Genomic DNA, 22,528 nt, shown 5'->3' with positions numbered 1-22,528 from the left:
TTATGTGCGCGGCCGCCGCGGACGGCGGACAGGAGTCAGTTCCAGGCTCATGTTGGCTGTCGGGGCCGAATGGGTGAGCGCCCCGATTGAAATGCGATCGGCGCCGGCCCGCGCCATGGCCCGCACGTTCTTAAGCGTAATGCCGCCGGACACTTCCACGATGGCTCGGCGCCGGATCAGCACAACCGCCTGCTTAACCATCGCCGGAGTCATATTGTCGAGCAGAATGATGTCGGCTTTTCCCGCGAGTGCCTGGCGAACCTCTGCCAATGATTCCACCTCGACGATCAGCGGCACGGCACGGGAGGTGTCCTGATGGGCCAGTCGGCAAGCGGTACGGACTGATTGCTTGCCTTTCTGGAGCAATGCGAGATGGTTGTCTTTAATCAGCAGACCATCGCCGAGTGAGAAGCGGTGGTTGGTGCCGCCGCCTAACGCGACTGCCCATTTCTGTAACGACCTCCAGCCGGGCAGGGTTTTCCTTGTGTCGAGAATCCGTGCGGGTGTATGGCGTACGGCCTGGCAGAACTTATCAGTCAGCGTCGCGATCCCTGAGAGATGTTGGAGGAAATTCAGCGCGACCCGTTCGGCCTGGAGGATGGAGCGACCGTCGCCCTCAATGTCGAGGAGCGCCGCGCCGGTGGGGATGCGGTCGCCGTCATGGGTATGGGTTGTGAGCCGGAGCGAGGGATCGACCATGAGAAAGGTCTGCACGGCCGCCGCGAGTCCGGCGACCACCATCGGCTGCTGGGCAATAATCGAAGCCTGGGCCGGCACCGATTTGGAGAAGAGGGCCGTCGTGGTCAGGTCGCCTTCGCCGAGGTCTTCTTCGAGTCCGGCGCGCACGGCGCGGCGGATATCTGCGGCGGGCAGTTGGATCATCGATCAGGCTCCCAGCATGGCACGGAGTTGCTGCTCGCTGCTCACCAGCATGGCTCGGTCACGGGTGAGACTGCGCACCCGCTCCTGATGTTCTGTGATGACCTCGGGTGGGGCTTTGGACACAAAGTCTGCGCTCTTCAGCTTGCCGTCGATCCGCTGTGCTTCCTTCTCGGCCTCGGCAATTTGCTTGAGGAGCCGATCGAGCGCTTTTTTGAGATCGACATCACCCTCGACCGTGATCCCCACGGTCAACCCTTCAGTCACGAGTCGGAGAATCTGGGTCGTGGGCCATTCGGCGATCGGCGTCAGCGTCAACGAGCCTTTCCCGAGATGGGCGAGGTCGGCCTTCAGCGCCTGCAGGGTAGCGGCGGTCTTCTGGTCGTCGTGCGTGAGAAAGAAGTTGATCGGTTTGCCGGGCGGATAGTTGAGCAAGACACGCGCGGTTCTCAGGAGGCCGATGCTGCGTTCGAGGAGACGGAAGGCGTCGTCGGCCGCTCCATCGTGCCATTCATCCCGTGCGGTCGGGTAGGCCTGTAGAACAATCGTCTCGCCCTGGTGTGGCAGCGTCTGCCAGATTTCCTCCGAGAGGAACGGCATGAAGGGGTGCAAAAGCCGCAGCCAGATCTCCAGCGTTTCCGACAATGTGTGACGAGTAGAAGGACCTTCAGGGTGTGCGGGGTCCTGGAGGACCGGTTTGATTAGTTCGAGATACCAGTCACAGTACTCATGCCAGAAGAATTGGTAGAGCGCACTGGCCGCTCGATCGAATCGATAAGCCTCCAGCTCCAGATCAACGACTCGGATGGTGTCATTCAAGCGACTGAGGATCCACCGGTCGGGGAAGGAGCGGTCTTTGGGCGGCCGCGCTTCTTTCGCTCCGTCGAGATACATGTGGGCGAAACGGGCGGCGTTCCAGATCTTATTGGCAAAGTTGCGATAGCCTTCGATCCGCTCTTCCGCCAGTTTGATGTCGCGACCGGGAGAGGCCATGGATGCAAGAGTGAAGCGTAAGGCGTCGGTCCCGAACTGTTCCATGACGTGGAGCGGATCGATCACGTTGCCTTTCGACTTGCTCATCTTCTGTCCTTCGGCGTCGCGGACGAGGGCATGGATGTAGACGTCGCGGAAGGGGACATCGTCCATGAATTTCAGTCCGAACATGATCATGCGCGCGACCCAGAAGAACAGAATGTCCAGACCGGTCACGAGTGTGGCGGTCGGATAGTAGGCTTTGAGATCCGGCGTCTGCTCCGGCCACCCGAGCGTAGAGAACGGCCAAATTCCTGAAGAGAACCACGTATCGAGGACATCAGGGTCGCGCAGAAACTCCTGTCCCTTGCACGTCGGACAGATGGTCGGTGCAGATTTCGCGACGATCGGTCGTGCGCCCTGGAGAATGGTGGTTCTCGTGACGGGGCTCCCGGAAGGTGAGGTATGCGTTGTCGTGACGATGCAGTTAGCGTTGCATGCCAGGCAGTACCAGGCGGGAATCTGATGGCCCCACCAGATCTGTCGGGAGATACACCAGTCTTTAATGTCCCGCATCCAGCCGAGATAATTGTTGGTCCAGCCTTCGGGGATGATGCGGATGCGCCCGTCTTCCACGGCTTTGATGGCAGGTTCAGCCAGTGGCTTGATGTCGATGAACCACTGGGGTGACAAGTAGGGCTCGACGACGGTCTTGCAGCGATAACATTTGCCCACGGCCATTTTGTGGTCATCGACTTTGGCGAGGATGCCCCGCTCTCGAAGGAGCGCTTCCACTTTTGGCCGGGCTTTGGTGACGGGAAGCCCTTGCAGCATTTCGATCACGGCAGGTTCGACTCCGGCTTTCTGCATGCCGGCGGGATCGAGCAGCGCTTGATGATCCAGAATGGCGAGTCGTGGCAGTTTGTGGCGCTCGCCGGCTTCGTAGTCGTTGAAATCATGCGCCGGGGTAATCTTGACCGCGCCGGTTCCAAACTCGCGATCGACGAGGATTGCATCGCCGATGATCGGGATCGTGCGTGTGGTAAGCGGTAGAAGGAGTTGTTTGCCGATCAAGTGGCGAAAGCGTTCGTCTTCTGGATGGACGGCCACGGCGGTATCGCCGAGGAGTGTTTCCGGTCGCGTGGTGGCAACGGTAAGCCGCACGTCAGGATTTTCAGCCAACGCATACTCGATGGAGTACAGCTTGCCCTTGATGTCTTCGTGCTCCACTTCAATGTCGGAGAGCGCGGTCTGGCAGCGGGGGCACCAGTTGATCAGCCGTTCGCCTCGATAGATCAGCTTGTCTTCGTAGAGCCGGACGAAGACTTCCAGAACGGCTTTCGAAAGCCCTTCGTCCATGGTGAAGCGCTCCCGACTCCAGTCGCAGGAGGCGCCGAGGCGTTTCAACTGTTGAATGATGGTGCCGCCGGAGGTCGCTTTCCATTGCCGGACCCGCTCTAGAAAGGCCTCGCGCCCCAGCGCTTCCCGTGAGGTGCCCTCTTGCATGAGCTGCTTCTCGACGACATTTTGCGTCGCAATGCCGGCATGGTCGGTACCCGGCATCCAGAGCACATTGCGGCCTTGCATGCGGCGCCAGCGAATCAGGATATCTTGAAGCGAATTGTTCAGCGCATGGCCGACGTGCAGTGAACCGGTCACGTTTGGCGGAGGAATGACAATGCAATAGGGGACGCCGGGGTTCTGCGGCGAGGCCTGAAAGTAGCCGCGGCGGATCCATTCCTGATACCAGCGGTCTTCGACGGCTTTAGGTTCGTAGGTCTTGTCGAGTTGTGAGGCCATGGCCCGCCCTTCGTCAAAAAATGAGCATGCATCTTAGCATGTCTGCCGATGACGGGGAACGGGCGGCCGCTTGGCTTGTGGCTGCGCCTGGCTTGTGTTATACAATCGCCCGCAGCCAACGATTCATTTTCAGCATGTAAGGGAGTCATCATGCCGCGAGGACGCGAGAAAGACCGGAAGACCCGCAAGAAACACCGCAAGAATGTCACGCGCGTGAAAGCGCTGGTGAGGGCACGGCAGAAGGGGAAGCGAGCCGGAAAGAAGAGCTAGGGCGGAGTAGGCGTGAAGCCTACTCCGTTTCCGTGAGGCGGGTGAGTTCGGCCTTAATGTGTTGTTCCGCGAGTTCAGGAACGATTCGTTGCACCGCCTGTTCGACAGTCTGCTCCGCGGTTGCCCGGACAATATCGTCGGCGATAAGCGGGGCATGTTTGAGAGTCGCCTGCCTGATTTCTTCTTTGACCAGCAGATCAATCGATCCCAGGTGTTCCCGTACCACCTCGGGGAGTTGTTTGCGCACGCTGGCTTCAGCCAGTTCGCGGACTGATTGGTCCAGCACGTCCTTGATCACGGGAATGGCGATATCGGATACGGCCTGACGGATCAGGCCTTCGCTGGCAGCCATTTCTTGCTTGATGAATGAGGGGAGTTCTTGCACCAACAGCGGGTGGACAATCGTTGCCAGCTGCTCTTGTGAGAGAATTTCCCCCAGCTGTCCGTTCAGTTCATTTTTCACGGCCGAGTGAATACGGGTCGTGAGTTCCTTCTCGATGGCTTGCGGGAGCACATCGGCAAGCCGCTTTTCCGTCCGCTCAGTCATTGATTCCAACAGCTGTCCGAAGAGGCCTTTCATCGCTTCTTCAGGGCCGGCGGCGACCGGCGCGGCTTTCGTGGTGGTCGTGGATTCCGGCGGATGGGCCATGGTGAGATCCTCCTGCTCATCGGCGACGTCCAACTGGTCCATCACCGCGTCATCATCATCTGTGTCGGTCGATGTGGAGTCGGGGGGCCAGACTCGACGCTTAAGGCGATTGCCATTCTGCTGTGGTTGTGTTTGTTGCTGTAGGCTCTTGATGACATCGAGCAAATCTTCTGATTGAAACGGCTTATTCAAAAAAGCTTTCACACCCAGAGTTTTAAGGAGACTTTCGTCCGGGCGATCGGCTGGATTGACCAGCGAGATCAGATAGGTTTCGCTTAGGTTGTCGAGTCTGTTCACTTCTTTGCAGAAGCCGGAGAACGTGATGTTGTCGAGATGGTAATCGGCGATGATGAGTGCCGGACTGATGCGGCGGGCCGCTTCGAGGGCGGCAGGACCGTCCTGAAATCCGACGACATCAAATCCTTCAGGGGTTGAGATTTGCTCAACCATTCGCCTGACGGCCGGACTGCTATCGATGATGAAAATAGAAGAAGACACGTAACTCTCCAATTGTATTGAAGTATTATGAAGCTAGCAGCGGGGGTATTCTTTGTCAAGAAAACGCAGGATAGTGCTCGGTTTTGACTCTGCGTTATCAGCGCCTTACAATCCCGCACGCTTTCTGATGTGTGATGGCATTGAGGGGAGATGGTTGTGATGGCCTCGTACCAAGTCATTTTTTTTGATGCAGCACAGACATTGTTTCACATCAATGGATCGGTCGCCGAGATCTATTTGCAGTATGCCGTGCGCCACGGGTTTCGGCAGACCCCGACCTCGCTGGCGTCCATCACGCAGGCCTTCAGCCGGGCCTTCAAGGATGCTTCGCCGCCGGTCTTTGCCCCGACGGAGCCGGCTGCCTTGAAGCAAAGTGAGCGGCTCTGGTGGTTTGATATCGTCCATAATGTGTTTTATCGAGTGGGAATGTTCGAAGGGTTTGACGAATTCTTCGAGGAAGTCTTTCAAGTATTCGGAGATCCGAAAACCTGGAAGCTTTACCCCGAGACCGAAGTGGTGCTGCGTCAGCTCAAGGCACAAGGATTGGAATTGGGGATTATCTCAAACTTCGACTCGCGACTCTTTCCGGTGTTGCGGGGGCTGGGTATTGAACAGTTTTTCGACACGATCACGATTTCCAGTTTGTCTCAGGCGGCGAAACCTGCTCCGAAAATATTCAACCTTGCCCTGGAGAAGCATGCCGTCGATCCCGGAGATGCGGTACATGTCGGGGACAGTTTGAAAGAAGATGTGGAAGGCGCGACGAAGGCTGGACTCACGAGTGTACTGATCGACCGGTCAGAGGCAGAGGTCGCGCCGGGGATTCATCGCATCCGGTCTCTTGAACAACTCCAACCGTTACTCACTCGCCTGTAACAAAAGCGGTACGAGTTCCTTTGCGCGTCCGTGCAGTGCGATGTCGACGAGATCGGATTGCGGCGTCGGATCGAGATTCACTTCAATCACATAGGCACCGGCCTCTTTCGCGATCGAAGCAAACCCCGCCGCCGGATATACCACGCCGGAGGTGCCGATCACGAGCAGTACGTCACAGATCTGCAACTGTTTTGCGCAGCGGGCAAGATCCTCCTCCTGTAAGGATTCACCGAACCAGACGATATGAGGACGCAACAGCCCTCCGCACTGTCCGCAATGGGGCAGGAGCGGCAGCGGAACCTGGTGGTTTTCCGTAACGGCGCCGCATGCCATGCAGCGCACCATCCAGATGTTGCCGTGAATCTCCGACAGCTTGGTAGAGCCGGCCGTGCGGTGTAGTCCGTCCACGTTTTGTGTGATGAGCCAGAAATCGTTGACGCGCGACTCCAATGCTGCGACAGCGTGATGGGCGTCGTTAGGCTGTTTCGTGACAATAAGTTCTCGTCGCCAGTTGTACCATTCCCAGACCAATAGAGGGTCCTGCTCAAATGCCTCCGGGGTCGCCAGTTCTTCCGCTCGAAAATTACGCCATAGCCCATCGGCCCCACGAAATGTCGGGACGCCACTGTCCGCAGAGATGCCGGCGCCGGTCAAGATGGTGATGGCTTGGGCTGAGACTATGCGAGTATGCGCTTCATGCAAAAGGTGCTGGCTCATGGCAAGGTATTTTATCCTAGTTCGGCGGCCTGCTATAGTACGGCCGTCGTAAATAAGGGAGTGATCATGAAGAATATTCTGATGGTCGGGGCCGGGTCTGTGGGCGGGTTTTTCGGCGCGCATCTCGCCAAAAACAATCCGAATGTGTCGTTTCTGCTCAGGCCCAAGACGCTGGCGGCGGTGAAGCAGGACGGATTGACGATTCGCAGTGCGAGCGGGACGTTCACCGTTCGCCCGCAGGCGGCATCGGATGTCCGGGATCTGCCGAAACCGGATCTGATTATTCTGGGCGTGAAGGCGTTCGACCTCGACGAGGTTATGATGCAGATCGAGCCGGTACTCACGGATAAAACTGTCATCCTTACCTTGCAAAACGGCATCGATACCGAAGACCGGATTATCGCACGCACCACACGGGACTGTGTCGTTGGCGGTGTGGCGTTCATCTATTCGAAAATTGCCGCGCCTGGGGTGATCGACCACTATAAAAAAGGAGCGGTGGCGATCGGCGAATTGATGGGGCATGAGAGTGATCGCCTGCTCAAGATCAAGGATCTGTTCACGGCGGCTGGTATTCCCTGCCATCTCTCGAAAGATATCCGCCGGAGTAAGTGGGAGAAGATGTGTTGGAACTGTGTCTTCAATCCGATCACCGTCTTGATCGACGACAAGGTGGCCAAGGCGTTGGATCACCCGGAGATGATGCGGGTGATTCATCAGATCGTCGATGAAGTCGCAGCGGTCTCGGCGGCGGTTAAGGTGCCGCTTCCGGCGGATATGGCGGAGCGGGTCGTCAAGGCGACGCAGGAGATTCGGGATATCCATACGTCGATGTACGATGATTGGAAGGCGGGCCGGCAGACGGAAATTGGGTATTTGAACGGCTACATTGTTCAGAAAGGACGCGAGTTGGGTATTCCGACTCCCGTGAATGAGGCGATGACGGCGATGATTAAGACGATTACCGAGCAGGACAAGAAGGGGGCAGGAGTCGTGCGAATCGATGGGGCGGTGGTGCAGGCGGTTTCACTTGATCGTGCGACCCTCCGGCAACTTCCGGCGGAGCATCATGTCGAGGACGTTAGTACCGTCATGCCGGGAATGCAGGGGCGGGCGATCAAGGTGAAGGGCTTGCTCGATGTACCGGCGCTGGCGATCGAGGCCGATCATGTGACGTTTCATTCGCTCGACGGCAAGTATGCCGCCACGCTCACGCTGCAGCAGGCGAGGGATTTCGGCCTCCTGCTCTATGAACTCAACGGCGAGCCGCTACCCGATGGAAAGGGTGGACCCTATCGCTTGATTACGCCGGGACTCGACGACCTCTGCGCCAACGTGAAAGGCGTGGGTCGGATCGAGGTGCGCGTCGGGAACGGGAAGGATACGAGGCCGCCAGCTGAGGAACGAACGCAGTGTTAGGTGAGGGTATGGGAAAGTATTCAGCTCATACCGTGCGCGCTGTTTTGATGACGCGAATCGTTTTCCACCGTTCCGATCGGTAGCGCCAGAGCAGCAACGCCATTCTCACGGTCCAGTCCGCGATCATCGCCATCCAGACATAGAACACCGAGAGGTGCAGCCAGAGGGCGACAATCAACGCCATCGGCACACGCACGCCCCACATGCCCACCATCGTTGCACCCATGATGAATCGGGTATCTCCCGCTCCGCGCAGCGATCCCGCGATTACCATCGTGAGCGCGAGCGGGATCTGCAGGACGGCGACAATTTTGAGAAACACCGTGCCGAGCTCGATGACGGCGTCATCGGTGGTAAAGGCGCGCAAGAGCAGATAGGGGAAAAAGAAAAACACGACGCCCATGCTGGCCATGATGACGATCGCGAGGCGGTTGGCTTCCCAGTTCTCTAGCTTCGCTCTGGTGTATTTGCCGGCGCCGATGCTCTGGCCGACCATCGTCGCGGCGGCGATGGCAAAGCCATAGCCTGGCAAAAACGACAGCGACTCGATGGAGAGTCCCACCTGATGGGCTGCGTAAGACACGGTGCCGTAGAGGAGCACGAGTTTCGTATAGATGAGGATGCCCGCCTGCTGCACGATCCGCTCGCCTGAGACCGGCGCACCGACATGCCACATGGTTCGAATGAGATCCAGCCGGATGTGCGTGGACGAGTGCAATATGGGACGGCTGCGCCGCCAGAGAAAGGCCACGCCGATGGCTTCGGCGATCCCCACGGCAATCGCGGCTCCTTTGACACCCAGTGCGGGCAGGCCCCAATACCCATAGACGAGGGGGTAGGCAATTCCGATGTGCAGCAAGTTCACCAGGATCATGGCGTACATCGGCGTGCGTGTATCACCGGTACCCTGTAGGATTGAGGACAAAACCTGAAGCAGCACGGTGAAGGGAATCACCAGAAAGATGATCGTTGAATAGGGAATCGCGAGCGCAATGACGCCGGGCTCAGCTCCCAGCAAGTCCATCGCAACGTGATTCAGCGTCATGCCCAGCGTCGCCAGCACCAGCGAGACGGCAAGGGAAATTCCGAGAAAGTGCCGGGCGGCTTCTCCGGCATCCCGTTGCCGTTTGGCTCCCCAGAGCTGGGCGATGATGACATTCGATCCTACTGAGAGACCTGAGACCAGGGTAGTGGCGATGAACGCCAGGAGCTGTCCCAGGCCGACGGCGGCAATGGGAATGACGCCGAGTCCCCCAACCAAAAAGACCGCGACGATGCCTTCGGTTCGTTGAAGGAGACTGCTGACAGTGACCGGCAGGGCCAGGGTAAGCACGGATTTGCGGATGTCTGCGATGCGGGAGGCCATGTGCGCCTATCCTAGCAGAACTGAGGCGATGCTCGGCTAGACAAATGCGGCATCGTTCGTTAGGGTCAGGCTATGGTGGAAAAAATAATAGATCTTCCGCAAGACGAGATTCGAAAAACGCCTCGTTTATCGAAGTCCAAATATATCTCCGGTCTCCAGTGCCATAAGCGCCTGTATCTGGACATCTACCAGCCCTATCTTGCAACGCTCCCTGATGCGGGGACTCAGGCGATTCTGGACATGGGGACGGACGTCGGTGAGTTGGCCCGGCGCCGTTTTCCCGGTGGTCATCTGGTGGCGGCCGGGTATCGCAAGACCGAGGCGGCGCTGGCTCAAACCGCGACGCTGATGGCCGACGAGTCCGTGCCGGCGATTTTCGAAGCGGCGTTGATGGCCGATGGCGTGCTCGTCCGTGTGGATATTCTGGAGCGGGTACGAACAGAAGATGGAGCCCCGGCAGCGTGGCGGTTGATCGAGGTGAAATCGTCCACCAAAGTGAAGGATGTGCACCTGGACGATCTGGCGCTGCAGCGCCATGTGCTGGTGGGGGCTGGGCTGAACATCGTCAGCTGTCATCTCATGCGTATCAATACCGCCTATACCTATGCCGGCGGCGAGGTTGATCTGAACGAACTGTTTGCAATTGAGGAGCTTTCTTCAATTGTGCTGGAACGGCAGGTGACCGTGCCGGACCGGATAAGCGCGATGAAGGCGATGTTACTCGCATCGACCGCTCCCGTGATCGACCCGGATCGCCATTGTTTCACGCCGTATGAATGTCCTTTCTGGGCGCATTGCACAAGTCAGAAGCCTGCACGGTGGATCTTTCATCTGCCCGGCGCCAAGCAGATTGCCAGCCAACTGGCTGAGCAGGGTATCGTGACCATCGATGCGATTCCCGATGGCACAAAGCTGTCGGCGGTTCAGCGGAAAGTTAAAGAGAATGTAGAGTGGATGTCCGAGAAATTGGAGGCCGCACTCAAGACCGTACGGCTTCCCGTTCATCATCTTGATTTTGAAACCGTCATGCTGGCCGTGCCGCGGTTTGCCGGGACTCGTCCGTATCAAGCGCTGCCGGTGCAATGGTCGAATCACATCGAGCAGGATTCCGGCGAGCTTGTGCATCACGAGTTTCTGCACACAGAAGGGACCGATCCGCGCAAGTCATTGGCCGAGTCTCTCCTGAATTCCCTGGGAAGCAAGGGGAGCATCTGTGTCTACTCTTCGTATGAACAGTCTGTGATCGAGCAGCTGGCTGAGTTTCTTCCTGAACAACGAACCGCGCTCAAGGCATTGGTGAAACGGATTTGGGATCTGCACCCGATTGTCAAAGAACATTATTATCATCCCGAGTTCGGCGGTTCCTTTTCGCTGAAAGAAGTGCTGCCGGCACTGGTTCCCTCGTTGCGGTATGACGATCTCACTATCCGAGAAGGCGGGCAGGCTGCGTCTGAATACTACAAGATGGTGTTCGTTGAGACGGACTGGATCGAGCGGGCAAAGATTCAGGAGGCGCTGTTGGCCTACTGCAAGCGCGACACGCTGGCGATGGTCGAATTACGGCGGGTCTTAGGGGAGAAGGCGAAGGGACAGGCGAGGATTTAAGAAACGCACACAGAACTTATCTCATTGCCACGTACCATAAGAATGATTCCGGATCGAGCGAGTGCTGTTTGGCGGAGAGGGTGGGATTTGAACCCACGGTCCCCTTGCGAGGACGCCCGCTTTCGAGGCGAGTCCATTCGGCCACTCTGGCACCTCTCCTGGCAACTTGCTGAATTGGGAAGCACTGAAGGACGTGCACTCCTGACTGCCCAAGCTGTGGGGGGAGCTTACAGTGGGAGACATGATATTTCAATGAGTTTTCTCTCATCGAGGTCGAGTCGTCTACGAATTCATCGGAGAAAACATCCTGGTGGCTCGCAGTTCTCGGAGTAGAATGAATTGTTCCATTGAATTGTGATGTTGCGAGGAGTTCTGCTGGCCTGGTTTGTGCGCAGAATAGGAAATCTCTTCGAGAATACAGTGGCCCGTACTATCCTTCCGTAACGGTAGGAGATCTTTCTGGTCCGGCATAGGATCAGTCTATTTATTGGGTCGTTTGGCTTTATTATTTCCCGGTGTTCCCTTTGCGTGCATGAGCGAATCAGTACCTATTTCAATCCACACTCTTGCCGAATTGTTTGCCTACCGCTGCGAGCAGGTCGGCGGAGGATTGGCCTATGCGTATCTCAAAGATACCGCGGCGATAGACCGTCAGCTGACGTGGATTGAACTCGCGGACGAAGTAAACGTTCTTGCAAAGGCTCTGGGGGGGCGTGCTGAACCGGGCACGCGCGCGCTTCTGATGTATCCCCCCGGACTCGAAGTGGTCGTCGCCTTCTGGGCTTGTATCCAAGCCGGCCTCGTTCCCGTTCCGGCCCCCGCGCCGGATCCCATCAGACGCAAGCACAGTCTCTCGCGCCTGCAAGCCATCCTGCATGATGCGCAAGCCGCGCTCGTTCTGACGACATCCGGTATTCAAGCGCTGTGTGCGGAGCAATCCTTTGTGGCAACGGACCGCCAGGTCCAATGGCTGGCTACTGATCAACCGGCGGGTGAGGCGTGGCCAAGTCTGGAACGCCGTTCACCGATCTCGGATCTGGCCTATTTGCAATATACCTCCGGTTCAACGGCGACACCCCGCGGCGTGATGATCAGTCACCGCAATGTCCTGGCGCAATGCGAGGCCATCCGGCAGATAGCGGGAGTCAATGCTGAGAGCCGCTCGTTATGCTGGCTCCCGTATTTTCATGATTATGGATTGGTGCACGGAATCCTTGCGCCTTTCTATGCGGGCATTCCGGCGTTCCTTCTCTCACCGCTGACATTTCTTCGGCGGCCGCTCCGCTGGCTTGAGGCCATCGACCGCTGGGATATCACGCATAGCGGCGCTCCGAGCTTCGCCTATGATGCTTGTGTGAAGGCGTATCAGAAGCAACCGGGCTGGTCCGGCGATCTCGCACGCTGGGCGGTGGCCAGTTGTGGCGCCGAGCCTATTCACCATCGGACGATCAATGCGTTTACCCAGGTGTTTGCTCCCCACGGATTCAAGGGGAATGCATTTATGCCGGCGTATGGGTTGGCTGAGGCCACCCTGGTCGTATCCAGTACGTCGCGGTCTGAATTGCCCCATATGATCACGGTGGATTCGGCTGCGCTTGAGTCGCATCGGGTCGAATCTCGAAGCTCGGGTCAGGTGGGTGCACGCGAGCTTGTCGGATGCGGCCATCCGCTCCCGGGTTCTCAGGTCATCATCGTTGAGCCTGGAAGCGGTGTGGAATGTGCGGCCGGCCAAGTTGGAGAGATCTGGGTGTCCAGTCCAAGTGTGGCCTTAGGGTATTGGCGAAGGGACGAGGCGACCAGCGAGGCCTTCAACGCGCAGGTTTCCGGCCGGCCAGCCGAACATTTCCTGCGCACGGGGGATTTGGGGTTCTTCAGCGACGGACAGATTGTCATTACGGGTCGTCTAAAAGATCTGATTATTTTGAACGGGAGAAACATCTATCCGCAAGACTTGGAGGCGGCCGTTGACGGCTGTCACCCGATGGTGCGCACTGGCGGATGCGTGGCGTTCTCGGTCGAAGTGGACGAGGTCGAGCGTCTGATCATGGTGCTTGAAGTTGATCGGCAACAAGATCTTCGGGCCGACGAGGTGGCGACGGCCGTTCGCGTTATTTTGGCGGAACGGTTTGAAGTTCCGGTGTGGGGCATTGTGTTGGTACGTCACGGAACGACTCCAAAGACGTCAAGCGGAAAGGTACAACGGCAAGCTTGCCGAAAAGCCTATCTGGAGAATTCTCTGGCTGTGCTTTCGCTGCAGATGCTCTCCACTGAAGAGGCCGTGGCTGGTTCGGAGTCACGCAGTGACGGCTCCCAAAATGTCCGCGATCTGCTGAAGAGCCGTGACGGACTTGAAGAATATGTGATGCGTGTGTTTGCAGAGCAATCAGGGCTCCCGGTCTCCAGAATCAAAGTGGGAATGCCTTTGGTGAATATCGGTCTGGATTCTCTCGGGACCAGCCTGGTCAAGAATCGACTTGAGCAGGAGTTCGGGGTTGATCTTTCGTTCGGTCAGCTATTTGGCCAGGGGACGGTGCGGGATCTCGCGGCGTATCTTCTGACGTCTCTTCCAGAGTCCTCTTCAAGAATAGGAGCGAGCTCGCGAGGGCTGGCCGACGAGCCGAGGTCCGATGAGAGCGGCCTGTTGGCAGAGAGCGGGGACGTCGGGCAGTATCCGCTGTCCTCCAGTCAAGAGCGGCTGTGGTTTTTGGAGCAAGTACAGCCTGGCAGCGCGTTGAATCACATTTCCATCGGAATGAGGTTGTCCGGACGGTTAGACCTTCCTGTTTTTAGTGCCAGCATTCAAGGGCTTGTGCAGCGGCATGACATATTGAAGATGGGGTTTGCGTCCGTCGGTGAGCTTCCCTATCAGGCGAATTCGACCGAGGCCGTCGCGAAGATCACGTGGGCTTCCTTGTGCGATATCCCTCCGTCGAATCGTGAGATGGAAATCAGACGGAGGATTCGAGAGGAAGTACTCGTTCCATTTGATTTGGGAAACCCTCCCTTGCTCAGGGTGCTTCTGCTTGAGACCGGTGATGGAGAGCATCGCTGCGTCTTGACCGTTCATCGACTCGTCTCGGATGGATGGTCATTGCGGTTACTCTGCCGGGAGCTCACGGAGCAGTACGGGGCGCATGTCAACGGTCACGGAACGGTTTCCTCGCGTTCGGAGCGATCGTACCTTGAATTCAGCCAATGGCAGAGAAATCAGTCGGAGAGTGAACGATACGTCACGCAGCTGGGATATTGGCAACGGCAGTTGGACCATCTGCCATCTGTGCTTGATCTACCCTCCGACCGCCCGCGTCCTCGCGTGCCGCTGTTCCAGGGTGGATCGAGAATCCGCGTGCTTCCCGGACCAATGGTGGCCGACCTAGAAGCATTCTGCAGTAGGCAGGGCGCGACCAAATTCATGGCGGTCTATTCCGCCTTGTCTGCCTGGCTCCAACGCGCGACCCGGACTGCAGATATCGTCATCGGCACGGTCGTGGCGAATCGTCGCCAAGCGCGGTGGCAGGGGGTGGTGGGATATTGCGCCAATACCGTAGCCTTGCGCATGGATCTCTCAGCTGTCGAGACGGGAGCCCAGCTCCTCCGACTCGCTCGCCAGACGGTCTGTGATGCCTATGACCATCAAGACGTGCCGTTCGAACGGGTGATCGGCTCGCTCAAGGGGCGAAGAGCCGCTGACTCACCGCATGTGTTCAATGTCATGATGGTGTGGGAGGACGATCCGCTCAGCGAGTTGCGTCTTGATGGGTTGTCTGTCAGACACATTCCGATTGACGACGTGGCCGTCGAGCTTGATCTCACGTTGCTGGTGGTCAATGGAGTCGACGGGCTTGAGCTGGTGATGCTCTATGACCGGGCATTGTTCGACGGCGAAACGGTCGATCGGATGCTTGCCCAGATCGAAATTATCTTGAAAGGTCTGATCGAAAATCCTGATTCGCGTCTTCTGGATCTGCCGCTGCTGACGCACGATGAACGAGAGCAGCTGCTGATTGAGTGGAACCGCGGTACGGTCGATGTGCAGCAGACCACATCAATTATGCCGATGATCGAGGCTTGCCTCAAGCAAGCTCCCGAGAGGGCGGCGGCGGTGTGTGGGGAAGAGACGCTGTCCTATCGCGAGCTCGTCGAGCGTGTGGATCGGCTTGCCAGGGCGGTGCATGACGCCACTGGAGGAAGCAATGCCCGAGTCGGGTTGTGCGTTGATCGCTCACTCTCGAGTCTCATCGGGATTCTTGGCATTCTGAAAGCCGGTGCCGCCTATGTGCCCTTGGACGCCAGTGCGCCGGAACAGCGGCAGAGATTGATTCTCAAGGATGCCGGAGTCGCGCTTCTGGTGACGCAACGGCATCTGCGCGCCACGCTTCCATATGGCGGCGGCCCGGTCATCGAGCTAGAGTCACTTGCCGGAGAGGGGCCGTATCACGGTGGGCAGGTGGCGTGGCCGCGACAGGAGCTCGACCATGCTGCCTATGTTATCTACACCTCAGGATCGACGGGTCGGCCCAAAGGGGTGGAGATTACGCAGGGGGCCCTCCTGCATTCTCTTTTGGCGCGACTACAATATTACAAAGATCCGGTCGAACGCTGTCTCTTGACCTTTCCGATTGCCTTTGACGGGTCCGTGACAAGCATCTTCTGGACGCTGCTTCATGCAGGGACTCTCGTCATCCCGACGGAAGACCATTATCGAGATCCAGAACAACTCGGCGCGCTGATCTCTCGGCATCAGGTGTCCCACATTGTGCTCGTGCCATCGCTCTACGAGGCGATGTTGCGTGACGTGGCCATCCCTTCACTCCGTTCACTCCGAGTGGTGGTGTCAGCCGGAGAAAGCCTCCCGGTCTCGCTGGTGCGGCGGCACTATGAACGGCTTCAGGAGGCGGCGCTGTATAACGAGTATGGACCGACGGAAGCGACCGTGTGGTCGAGCGTGTACCGGACAACTGGAACCGAGTCGGGCGGACGCATTCCCATTGGAAAGCCCATTGCCGGCGCCGCCATCTATCTGCTTGATGAAGGGTTGTCTCCAGTTCCCGTTGGGGTGGTGGGAGAGATTGTAATCGGCGGGGGCAGTTTAGCGAGAGGGTATCTGAATCTTCCTGAACTGACGAGTATCAAATTTATCGCCAATCCATTTGTGCCGGAATCCCGTCTCTATAAGACGGGCGATCTTGGGCTGATACGCCAGGATGGGAATATCGAGTATGTTGGGCGCGCGGATAGCCAAGTAAAAGTGCGTGGGTATCGTATCGAACTCGGCGAAATTGAATCTGCCCTGAGCGGATTACCGGGGGTCCGTGCCGCTGCCGTGGTCGTGCGAGATGATATGACCACAGGGCCGAGTCTCATTGCCTTTGTGACGTCCGATCAGGCGCCGGGATCAGCCAGTCCCTATCTCCATGAGCTGCTCAAACGGACACTTCCTTCCTACATGGTTCCCGCCGCCGTGTTTGCGATCGATGGGCTTCCGTATCTTTCCAATGGAAAGGTCGATCGGCAGGCGCTTCAACAATACACATTGGGTGGGAACCGGAGCGAAACCGCCTCCGTTCGGGCTCGCGATCCAATTGAGCAGGGGCTGCTCGATATTTGGCGTGATGTGCTGGGAGAGCGGACGATCGATATCCATCAAAACTTCTTTGCTATGGGTGGCCATTCGCTTTTGGCCACGCAGGTGATCTCGCGCATTCGCGAAGTGTTTCGCGTGGAGCTTCCATTGCGTTCGATGTTCGAGTCGCCGACGATTGCCGGTGTTGCTGAGTTGATTCGCGTGGAACAGCATCGGGGGAACGCGCCGTCGCCCTTGCCGCCGATTGTGCCGGTCTCGCGTGAGGGGGCGTTGCCGCTGTCCTTCTCGCAGCAGCGCATGTGGTTTGTTCAGCAACTGGCGCCGGAGGCCACGGCGTACAATCTTCTGTTCGTCTCTCGCCATAAGGGAGCGATGAGCGTGCCTGTGGTCCGGCAGGTTGTAAATTTGCTCGCTCAACGCCACGAAGCGTTTCGAACCACCTTTGCGATGACCGGGGCCGGGTTGGAGCAGCGTATTGCGCCATGGGAGGCTCCTCATTTGGTTGAGATCGACCTGCGCAGGATTCCGACGGATCAACGCGAGGGAGAAGCCCGACGCATTGCCGAACAAGAAGGGGCTCGCCCGTTTGATCTCGAGAAAGGGCCGCTCGCGAGAATCTCGCTGATCACGCTCGATCAAGAAGATCATCTGATTGTCCTCAATCTACATCATATTGTCGGGGATCAATGGTCCTTTGGAATTCTTGGGCGCGATTTTTCCGCATACTACAATGCGTTATGTCAGGGACAACCGTTGCCCGAAATGACCCTGCCCATCCAATACGCGGACTACGCGGTGTGGCAGCGCCGGTGTATGACGGAAGCGGTCCTAGCCGCGCAAGAGCAGTATTGGACGAACACGCTGGAGCAGCTTCCCATCCTCCACCTTCCCACGGACTTCCCGCGGCCGGCCGTCCAAACGTTTGAGGGGGGGCTGTGCGCGGTAGATATTCCGGATTCCGTGATCCAACGACTCAAACAGTTCAGCGCCGACCAGCACGTGACTCCCTTTATGACGCTGTTAGCCTGCTTTCAGCTGCTCTTGAGCCGCTATACGGGGCAGGTGGACCTGGCCGTCGGCTGTCCGATCGCGAACCGGACGCATATGCTGATGGAGCAGTTGATTGGAACATTCGTCAATACCCTGGCGCTTCGCGTCGATGTCAGCGGCAATCCTACGTTTGCAGGGCTTTTGGAGCGTATGAAGCATGCCGCACTGGGCGCGTTTGCCAACCAGGATTATCCTTTTGATAAACTGGTGGAAAGTCTTCAGATCGAACGCGATGCGAGTATGGCGCCGCTGGTCCAAGTCTTGTTCAACATGGCCAATGCGCCGATCAGCGATATTCAACTCTATGGATTGGAGTGGGCGCCATTCGAAGTTGAGCCTGGTTCCGCCCAGTTCGACTTGAGTCTGTCCATCGAATTGGAAGTCGCGAAGAAGGCGTATTTCACCTTCAATTCAGCGCTTTTCATGCGCGAAACCATCGAGCGCTTTGCCGGACATTATCTGGCGTTGATCGAGAGTGCGATGACGAACCCGCAGGCGCGAGTGTCTGATCTGAAAATGCTGGGGGAGATAGAGCGTTCGCGCATTCTGTATGAGTGGAACCGGACGGCGGCTGAATATCCCCATACGGATTGTCTGCCGGAGCACATTGAAGGACGGGCTGAAGAAACTCCCGATGCCGTTGCCGTGTCGATGGACAATCGCGCGCTTACCTATCGTGAACTCAACGGGATGGCGAATCAGTTAGCGCGAGCCTTGCGGGGAATGGGCGTCTCTCCAGGGGTGGCCGTCGGCGTCTGTCTGGAGCGGTCGGTGGACATGGTTCCGGTGTTACTCGCGGTGATGAAGGCCGGGGGATGTTATGTCCCGCTTGATCCCGATTATCCACGCGATCGCGTCCGGTTTATGGTGGAAGACTCCGGGGCCCCGCTCGTCATCACGACCACGGCGTTGTCTGATCGTTTTAGTGGCCAATCGTGCCGTGTCTGGTGTTTTGATCGCGAGGGACACGTCTTTTCGGAAGGCGATGAGCACAATCTTCCACCCTTGGCCACCGGGCAAGATCTTGCCTACATCCTCTACACCTCGGGATCGACCGGGCAACCGAAAGGTGTGGAAATTCAGCATCGTTCGCTGATGAATTTCCTCTGGTCCATGAAGCGTCAGCCGGGCTGTACTCGGAGTGATACCGTTCTCTCTGTCACGACACTGTCTTTCGACATCGCAGGACTGGAACTCTATCTGCCGCTCCTTGTCGGAGGGCGGGTGGAGATTGTCAGTCGCGCGGTCGCTACGGACGGACATAAGCTTCGAGACACCCTTGCACGAGTCCAGCCGACCATCATGCAGGCGACTCCCGCAACCTGGCGGCTTCTCCTTGAGGCGGGATGGGCCGGGAGTTTTTCGTTGACCGCTCTCTGCGGAGGGGAAGCGCTTCCTCAGGATCTTGCGGTCGCACTGCGTGACAGAACCAAGGCGCTCTGGAACATGTATGGTCCGACGGAAACGACGATCTGGTCGACGCTCGATCGTATCAGCCAGGATTCTTCTGAAATCACGATTGGCCGCCCGATCGCGAATACGGATGTGTACGTCCTCGATCCGTATTTACAGCCGGTCCCGGTCGGTGTCGCCGGAGAAATCTATATCGGAGGGGATGGGGTGGCGCGGGGGTATCATGGCCGCCTGGACCTTACGGCGGACCGATTTATCCCTCACCCGTTCTCCCTTCATCCGGACGCCAGGCTCTATCGGACCGGTGACCTCGGGCGTTATCGACCCGACGGGAAAATTGTCCATCTGGGACGGATCGATCATCAGGTCAAGATTCGAGGATTCCGTATCGAGCTGGGCGAAATTGAAGCCACGCTCAGCCGTCACGCCAAAATCAAACAAACGGTCGTGACCGCGCGCGATGATCAGCATGGTATGAAACAGTTGGCGGCGTATCTGGTGTTGCAGGAAGGGCAGGAGGCAGGAGCGGAAGAACTGCGGTCCTTCCTGCGCGCGGTGCTGCCCGAGTATATGGTGCCCTCCTTCTTTGTGTTCCTTGATGCGTTCCCCTTAACGGCCAATAAGAAAATTGATGTGCGGGCCTTGCCTCAACCGGAGCTGTCTGGCCATATAGCCGGTCAACCGTATGTCGGCCCGCGAAACGGAATGGAAGTCCAGCTGACGGCGCTGTGGCAGCAGGTTCTTGGGATACAGGAGATCGGGATTCACGACAATTTTTTTGACCTTGGCGGACATTCTCTCAAGGCGGCGCAGTTGTTTTATCAGCTGGAGCTCGTGTTTGAGAAGCAACTTCCCTTAGCCACCCTGTTTCAAGCTCCGACGATCGCCGAGCTTGCCGCTGTGCTGACCAAAGCAAGTTGGGTTCCCCCGTGGCAATCTCTGGTCGCGATCCAGCCAAGCGGAACCGGATTGCCATTGTTTATGGTGCCGGGCGTCGGTGGGAATGTCCTCGTCTTTGCCAAGCTGGCGCGCATTCTTGGGACGGAACAGCCGCTCTATGGATTGCAGGCGAGGGGGCTCGATGGAAAAGAAGCGCCGTTTACCTCGGTGCCGGAGATGGCCTCCCACTATGTGCAGGAAGTGCGGCGCATGCATCCCGATGGACCGTATCTGATCGGCGGAGTTTGTACCGGAGGGCTGATTGGATATGAAATGGCTAGGCAGCTTATTGCGCTAGGGTGCCAGGTCACTCTCTTCATGATGGATACGTGGCATCCTGATTCGTACCGCAGGTATAGGCATCGTCTGCTGGCGAAGGCCAGCATGTCCATGATCGTGCTAGGCAAGATTGTCGGAGATATCCGAAGCCTGTCGCGGTTACCGATGAACGAGTGGTGGGCGAATATTGCACGCAAAACTCACGTGGCGTTATCTTTGTTTTCGCAGTCCCTCACGGATCATATCCAGGATAGGGATTTTCAAGTGCAGCGATTGACGGAGGCCACGCTCCTAGCCGTAGCCAGGTATCGAGTGCAGCCGATTGCCGCTCGGGTCGTGAATGTGGTGGCATCCAACCGGCACGTTGACGATGTCATTCCCGACACTCGGCATCGATGGCAGGAATTAGGCACGGAATCGAGCTGTACCGTGCATATTCCGGCCGAGGACTCCGGCCGCCTGTTCGTGTCGCCGTTTGTGGAAGACCTTGCCGGTCATTTGCAGAGTCATCTCCAGAAGGGCCTGGATCGCGCTGCTGAGGTTGGAATGCCGGCGCGCAACAATCAGTCCGCATGAACATCCGCCTTCCAGGGTTTGTCTCGTTTCTTTTTCAGCGTTCGCGCTCCGTGATGGCCGCTATGGTCTGCGTGGGGGTGTTGTCCGGACTCTGTAGCGCGGGCGTGCTGGCCCTGATCAATCGAGTGCTGCAACAGCGGCATGACCAAGAAAGCCTACTGGCGCTGGGGTTTGTGGCCGTCGTGGCGGGAAAACTCGCCACCCAGATTATCTCGCAATTGACCCTGACGCGGTTTGCTCAAGACACGACGCTCGATCTCTCGCTCACGCTCTGTAAGAAAATCCTCCAATCTCCGTATCGCCGTACCGAGACGTACGGTCATGCGAATATCCTGGTCACCCTGACGGACGACGTGAGCATGCTGGCCTGGTCGATCCAGTGCTTGCCGCAACTGGCGATGAATGCGGCCATCGTTCTGGGGTGCGGAGTCTATCTGCTCTGGTTGTCATGGCCGACGTTTCTGCTCGTCGTGACGGCCACACTGCTGGGTGCGTGGGGGTATCACTGGTTGCATACCAGGGCGTTTTCGACCATTCACTCATCTCGGGAGGCTAGGGCGCAGTTGTTCCGGCATTTCCGGTCTTTGACGGAAGGGATCAAGGAGTTGACCCTTCACAGACAACGGCGCACAGAATTTATCGATCAGGAGCTCCACGGAGCGGCCGATCTATACCGGCGAACCAGTATTGATGCCGCCAGGCAATATGCGATTGCCGAAGCCTGGTCGCATTTCGCATTTTATTCCATGATCGGCATTATCCTGTTTGTGTTCCCTCTGATGTTTCCGCTATCGACGGAGTCATTGATCGGATATGTCGTGGTCTTGCTGTATATGATGTCTCCCATTTGGGGGATCATTGGTATCTTGCCGACCGTCGAACGCGGGCAGGTCGCGTTTGAGAATATCCAGAGGCTGGGTGTGTCCTTGGATAAATCTTCCGAGAGCCTCCCCAGCGCTGTTTTGCCGGTGGCGGCCACGCGGCTGGATTCTCTGACATTGGAGTCGGTCACGTTTCAATACGCCACCGACAGTCATGGAAACGATCCGTTTGCACTTGGCCCGATCAGCTTGACGCTGTGTCCCGGTGAATTGTCCTTTGTGATTGGAGGAAACGGCAGCGGGAAATCGACGTTCGTCAAGCTACTCTCTGGCTTGTATGTCCCGCATGCGGGCGAAGTATCGCTGAACGGGACTGTGATCGCGGATGCCAACCGAGACTGGTACCGCGAGCATTTCTCCGTGGTGTTTTCTGATTTTTACTTATTTGAGAAACTGTTAGGTATTGAAGAAGAGCGGATTCGGACCTCGGCGGCCGGGTATCTCTCCAGCTTGCAGCTGGATCACAAGGTGAAGGTGAAGGAAGGAAGATTCTCCACGATCGATTTGTCCCAAGGGCAGCGCAAACGGCTGGCCCTGCTGACCGCGTATTTGGAGGACCGACCCGTGTATGTGTTTGATGAGTGGGCCGCCGATCAGGATCCACAGTATAAGGACGTCTTCTATATGAAACTGCTGCCGGAACTTCGTGCGAGAGGGAAGAGCGTGGTTGTCATTACGCACGATGACCGGTATTTTCATCTCGGCGATCGGGTCATCAAACTGGAGAACGGAAAAGTCGTGCCCTCCTGACACCC

At 57.5% G+C, this 22,528-nt stretch carries 10 protein-coding genes and 1 tRNA gene; 5 read left to right on the top strand and 6 right to left on the bottom strand.

The genetic code is table 11. From position 1 onward, the window contains the following. The 3 genes from nadC to NITLEN_RS11650 all read right to left on the bottom strand — a co-directional run bounded on the left by nadC (nucleotide 1) and on the right by NITLEN_RS11650 (nucleotide 5,068). On the bottom strand, nucleotides 1-882 hold the full coding sequence (gene nadC / locus NITLEN_RS11660) for a carboxylating nicotinate-nucleotide diphosphorylase (RefSeq protein WP_121989779.1): 882 nt from the start codon (nucleotides 880-882) through the stop codon (nucleotides 1-3). A 3-nt stretch (nucleotides 883-885) separates the two neighbouring features. Further along, a complete protein-coding gene (locus NITLEN_RS11655; RefSeq protein WP_121989778.1) occupies nucleotides 886-3,651 on the bottom strand; it encodes a valine--tRNA ligase in 2,766 nt (921 codons plus the stop codon). Nucleotides 3,652-3,940: 289 nt separating this feature from the next. Beyond that, the gene (locus tag NITLEN_RS11650) at nucleotides 3,941-5,068 is read right to left on the bottom strand and encodes a response regulator (RefSeq protein ID WP_146216170.1); all 1,128 of its coding nucleotides are present in this window, start codon (nucleotides 5,066-5,068) and stop codon (nucleotides 3,941-3,943) included. Nucleotides 5,069-5,227: 159 nt separating this feature from the next. Here NITLEN_RS11650 and NITLEN_RS11645 point away from each other — a divergent pair, with 159 nt between their 5' ends. Then, nucleotides 5,228-5,944: an HAD-IA family hydrolase gene (locus NITLEN_RS11645; protein WP_245924445.1), complete on the top strand. Its 717-nt coding sequence runs from the start codon at nucleotides 5,228-5,230 to the stop codon at nucleotides 5,942-5,944. Here the strand turns inward: NITLEN_RS11645 and NITLEN_RS11640 are convergent. After that, a complete protein-coding gene (locus tag NITLEN_RS11640; protein ID WP_121989775.1) occupies nucleotides 5,927-6,661 on the bottom strand; it encodes an SIR2 family NAD-dependent protein deacylase in 735 nt (244 codons plus the stop codon). The genes NITLEN_RS11645 and NITLEN_RS11640 overlap by 18 nt on opposite strands. 66 nt (nucleotides 6,662-6,727) lie before the next feature. Between NITLEN_RS11640 and NITLEN_RS11635 the strand changes: the two genes are divergently transcribed. Continuing rightward, nucleotides 6,728-8,080, top strand: a complete 1,353-nt coding sequence (locus NITLEN_RS11635; RefSeq protein WP_181416819.1) for a 2-dehydropantoate 2-reductase — start codon at nucleotides 6,728-6,730, stop codon at nucleotides 8,078-8,080. 25 nt (nucleotides 8,081-8,105) lie between these two features. On the opposite strand, the gene NITLEN_RS11630 is transcribed toward NITLEN_RS11635, so the two are convergent. Then, complete coding sequence (locus tag NITLEN_RS11630) at nucleotides 8,106-9,446, bottom strand: MATE family efflux transporter (RefSeq protein ID WP_121989773.1); 1,341 nt, start codon at nucleotides 9,444-9,446, stop codon at nucleotides 8,106-8,108. Between the two features lie 72 nt (nucleotides 9,447-9,518). On the opposite strand from NITLEN_RS11630, the gene NITLEN_RS11625 reads away from it, so the two are divergent. Next, entirely contained in the window at nucleotides 9,519-11,051 is a 1,533-nt protein-coding gene (locus tag NITLEN_RS11625) for a DUF2779 domain-containing protein (protein WP_121989772.1), read from the top strand. 69 nt (nucleotides 11,052-11,120) lie between these two features. Here the strand turns inward: NITLEN_RS11625 and NITLEN_RS11620 are convergent. Further along, nucleotides 11,121-11,210: transfer RNA gene (locus NITLEN_RS11620), tRNA-Ser, on the bottom strand. Between the two features lie 373 nt (nucleotides 11,211-11,583). Here NITLEN_RS11620 and NITLEN_RS11610 point away from each other — a divergent pair. Together NITLEN_RS11610 and NITLEN_RS11605 are read left to right on the top strand one after the other, a co-directional pair. Next, a complete protein-coding gene (locus NITLEN_RS11610; RefSeq protein WP_121989770.1) occupies nucleotides 11,584-20,892 on the top strand; it encodes a non-ribosomal peptide synthetase in 9,309 nt (3,102 codons plus the stop codon). Beyond that, nucleotides 20,889-22,523 (top strand): cyclic peptide export ABC transporter, encoded by a 1,635-nt coding sequence (locus tag NITLEN_RS11605; RefSeq protein WP_121989769.1) that lies wholly within the window; start codon nucleotides 20,889-20,891, stop codon nucleotides 22,521-22,523. Before NITLEN_RS11610 ends, NITLEN_RS11605 begins: the two co-directional genes overlap by 4 nt. The last annotated feature ends 5 nt before the right edge of the window (nucleotides 22,524-22,528 follow it).

Source organism: Nitrospira lenta (assembly GCF_900403705.1).
GTDB lineage: Bacteria > Nitrospirota > Nitrospiria > Nitrospirales > Nitrospiraceae > Nitrospira_D > Nitrospira_D lenta.
This window is presented reverse-complemented; position numbering and strand designations above follow the sequence as displayed.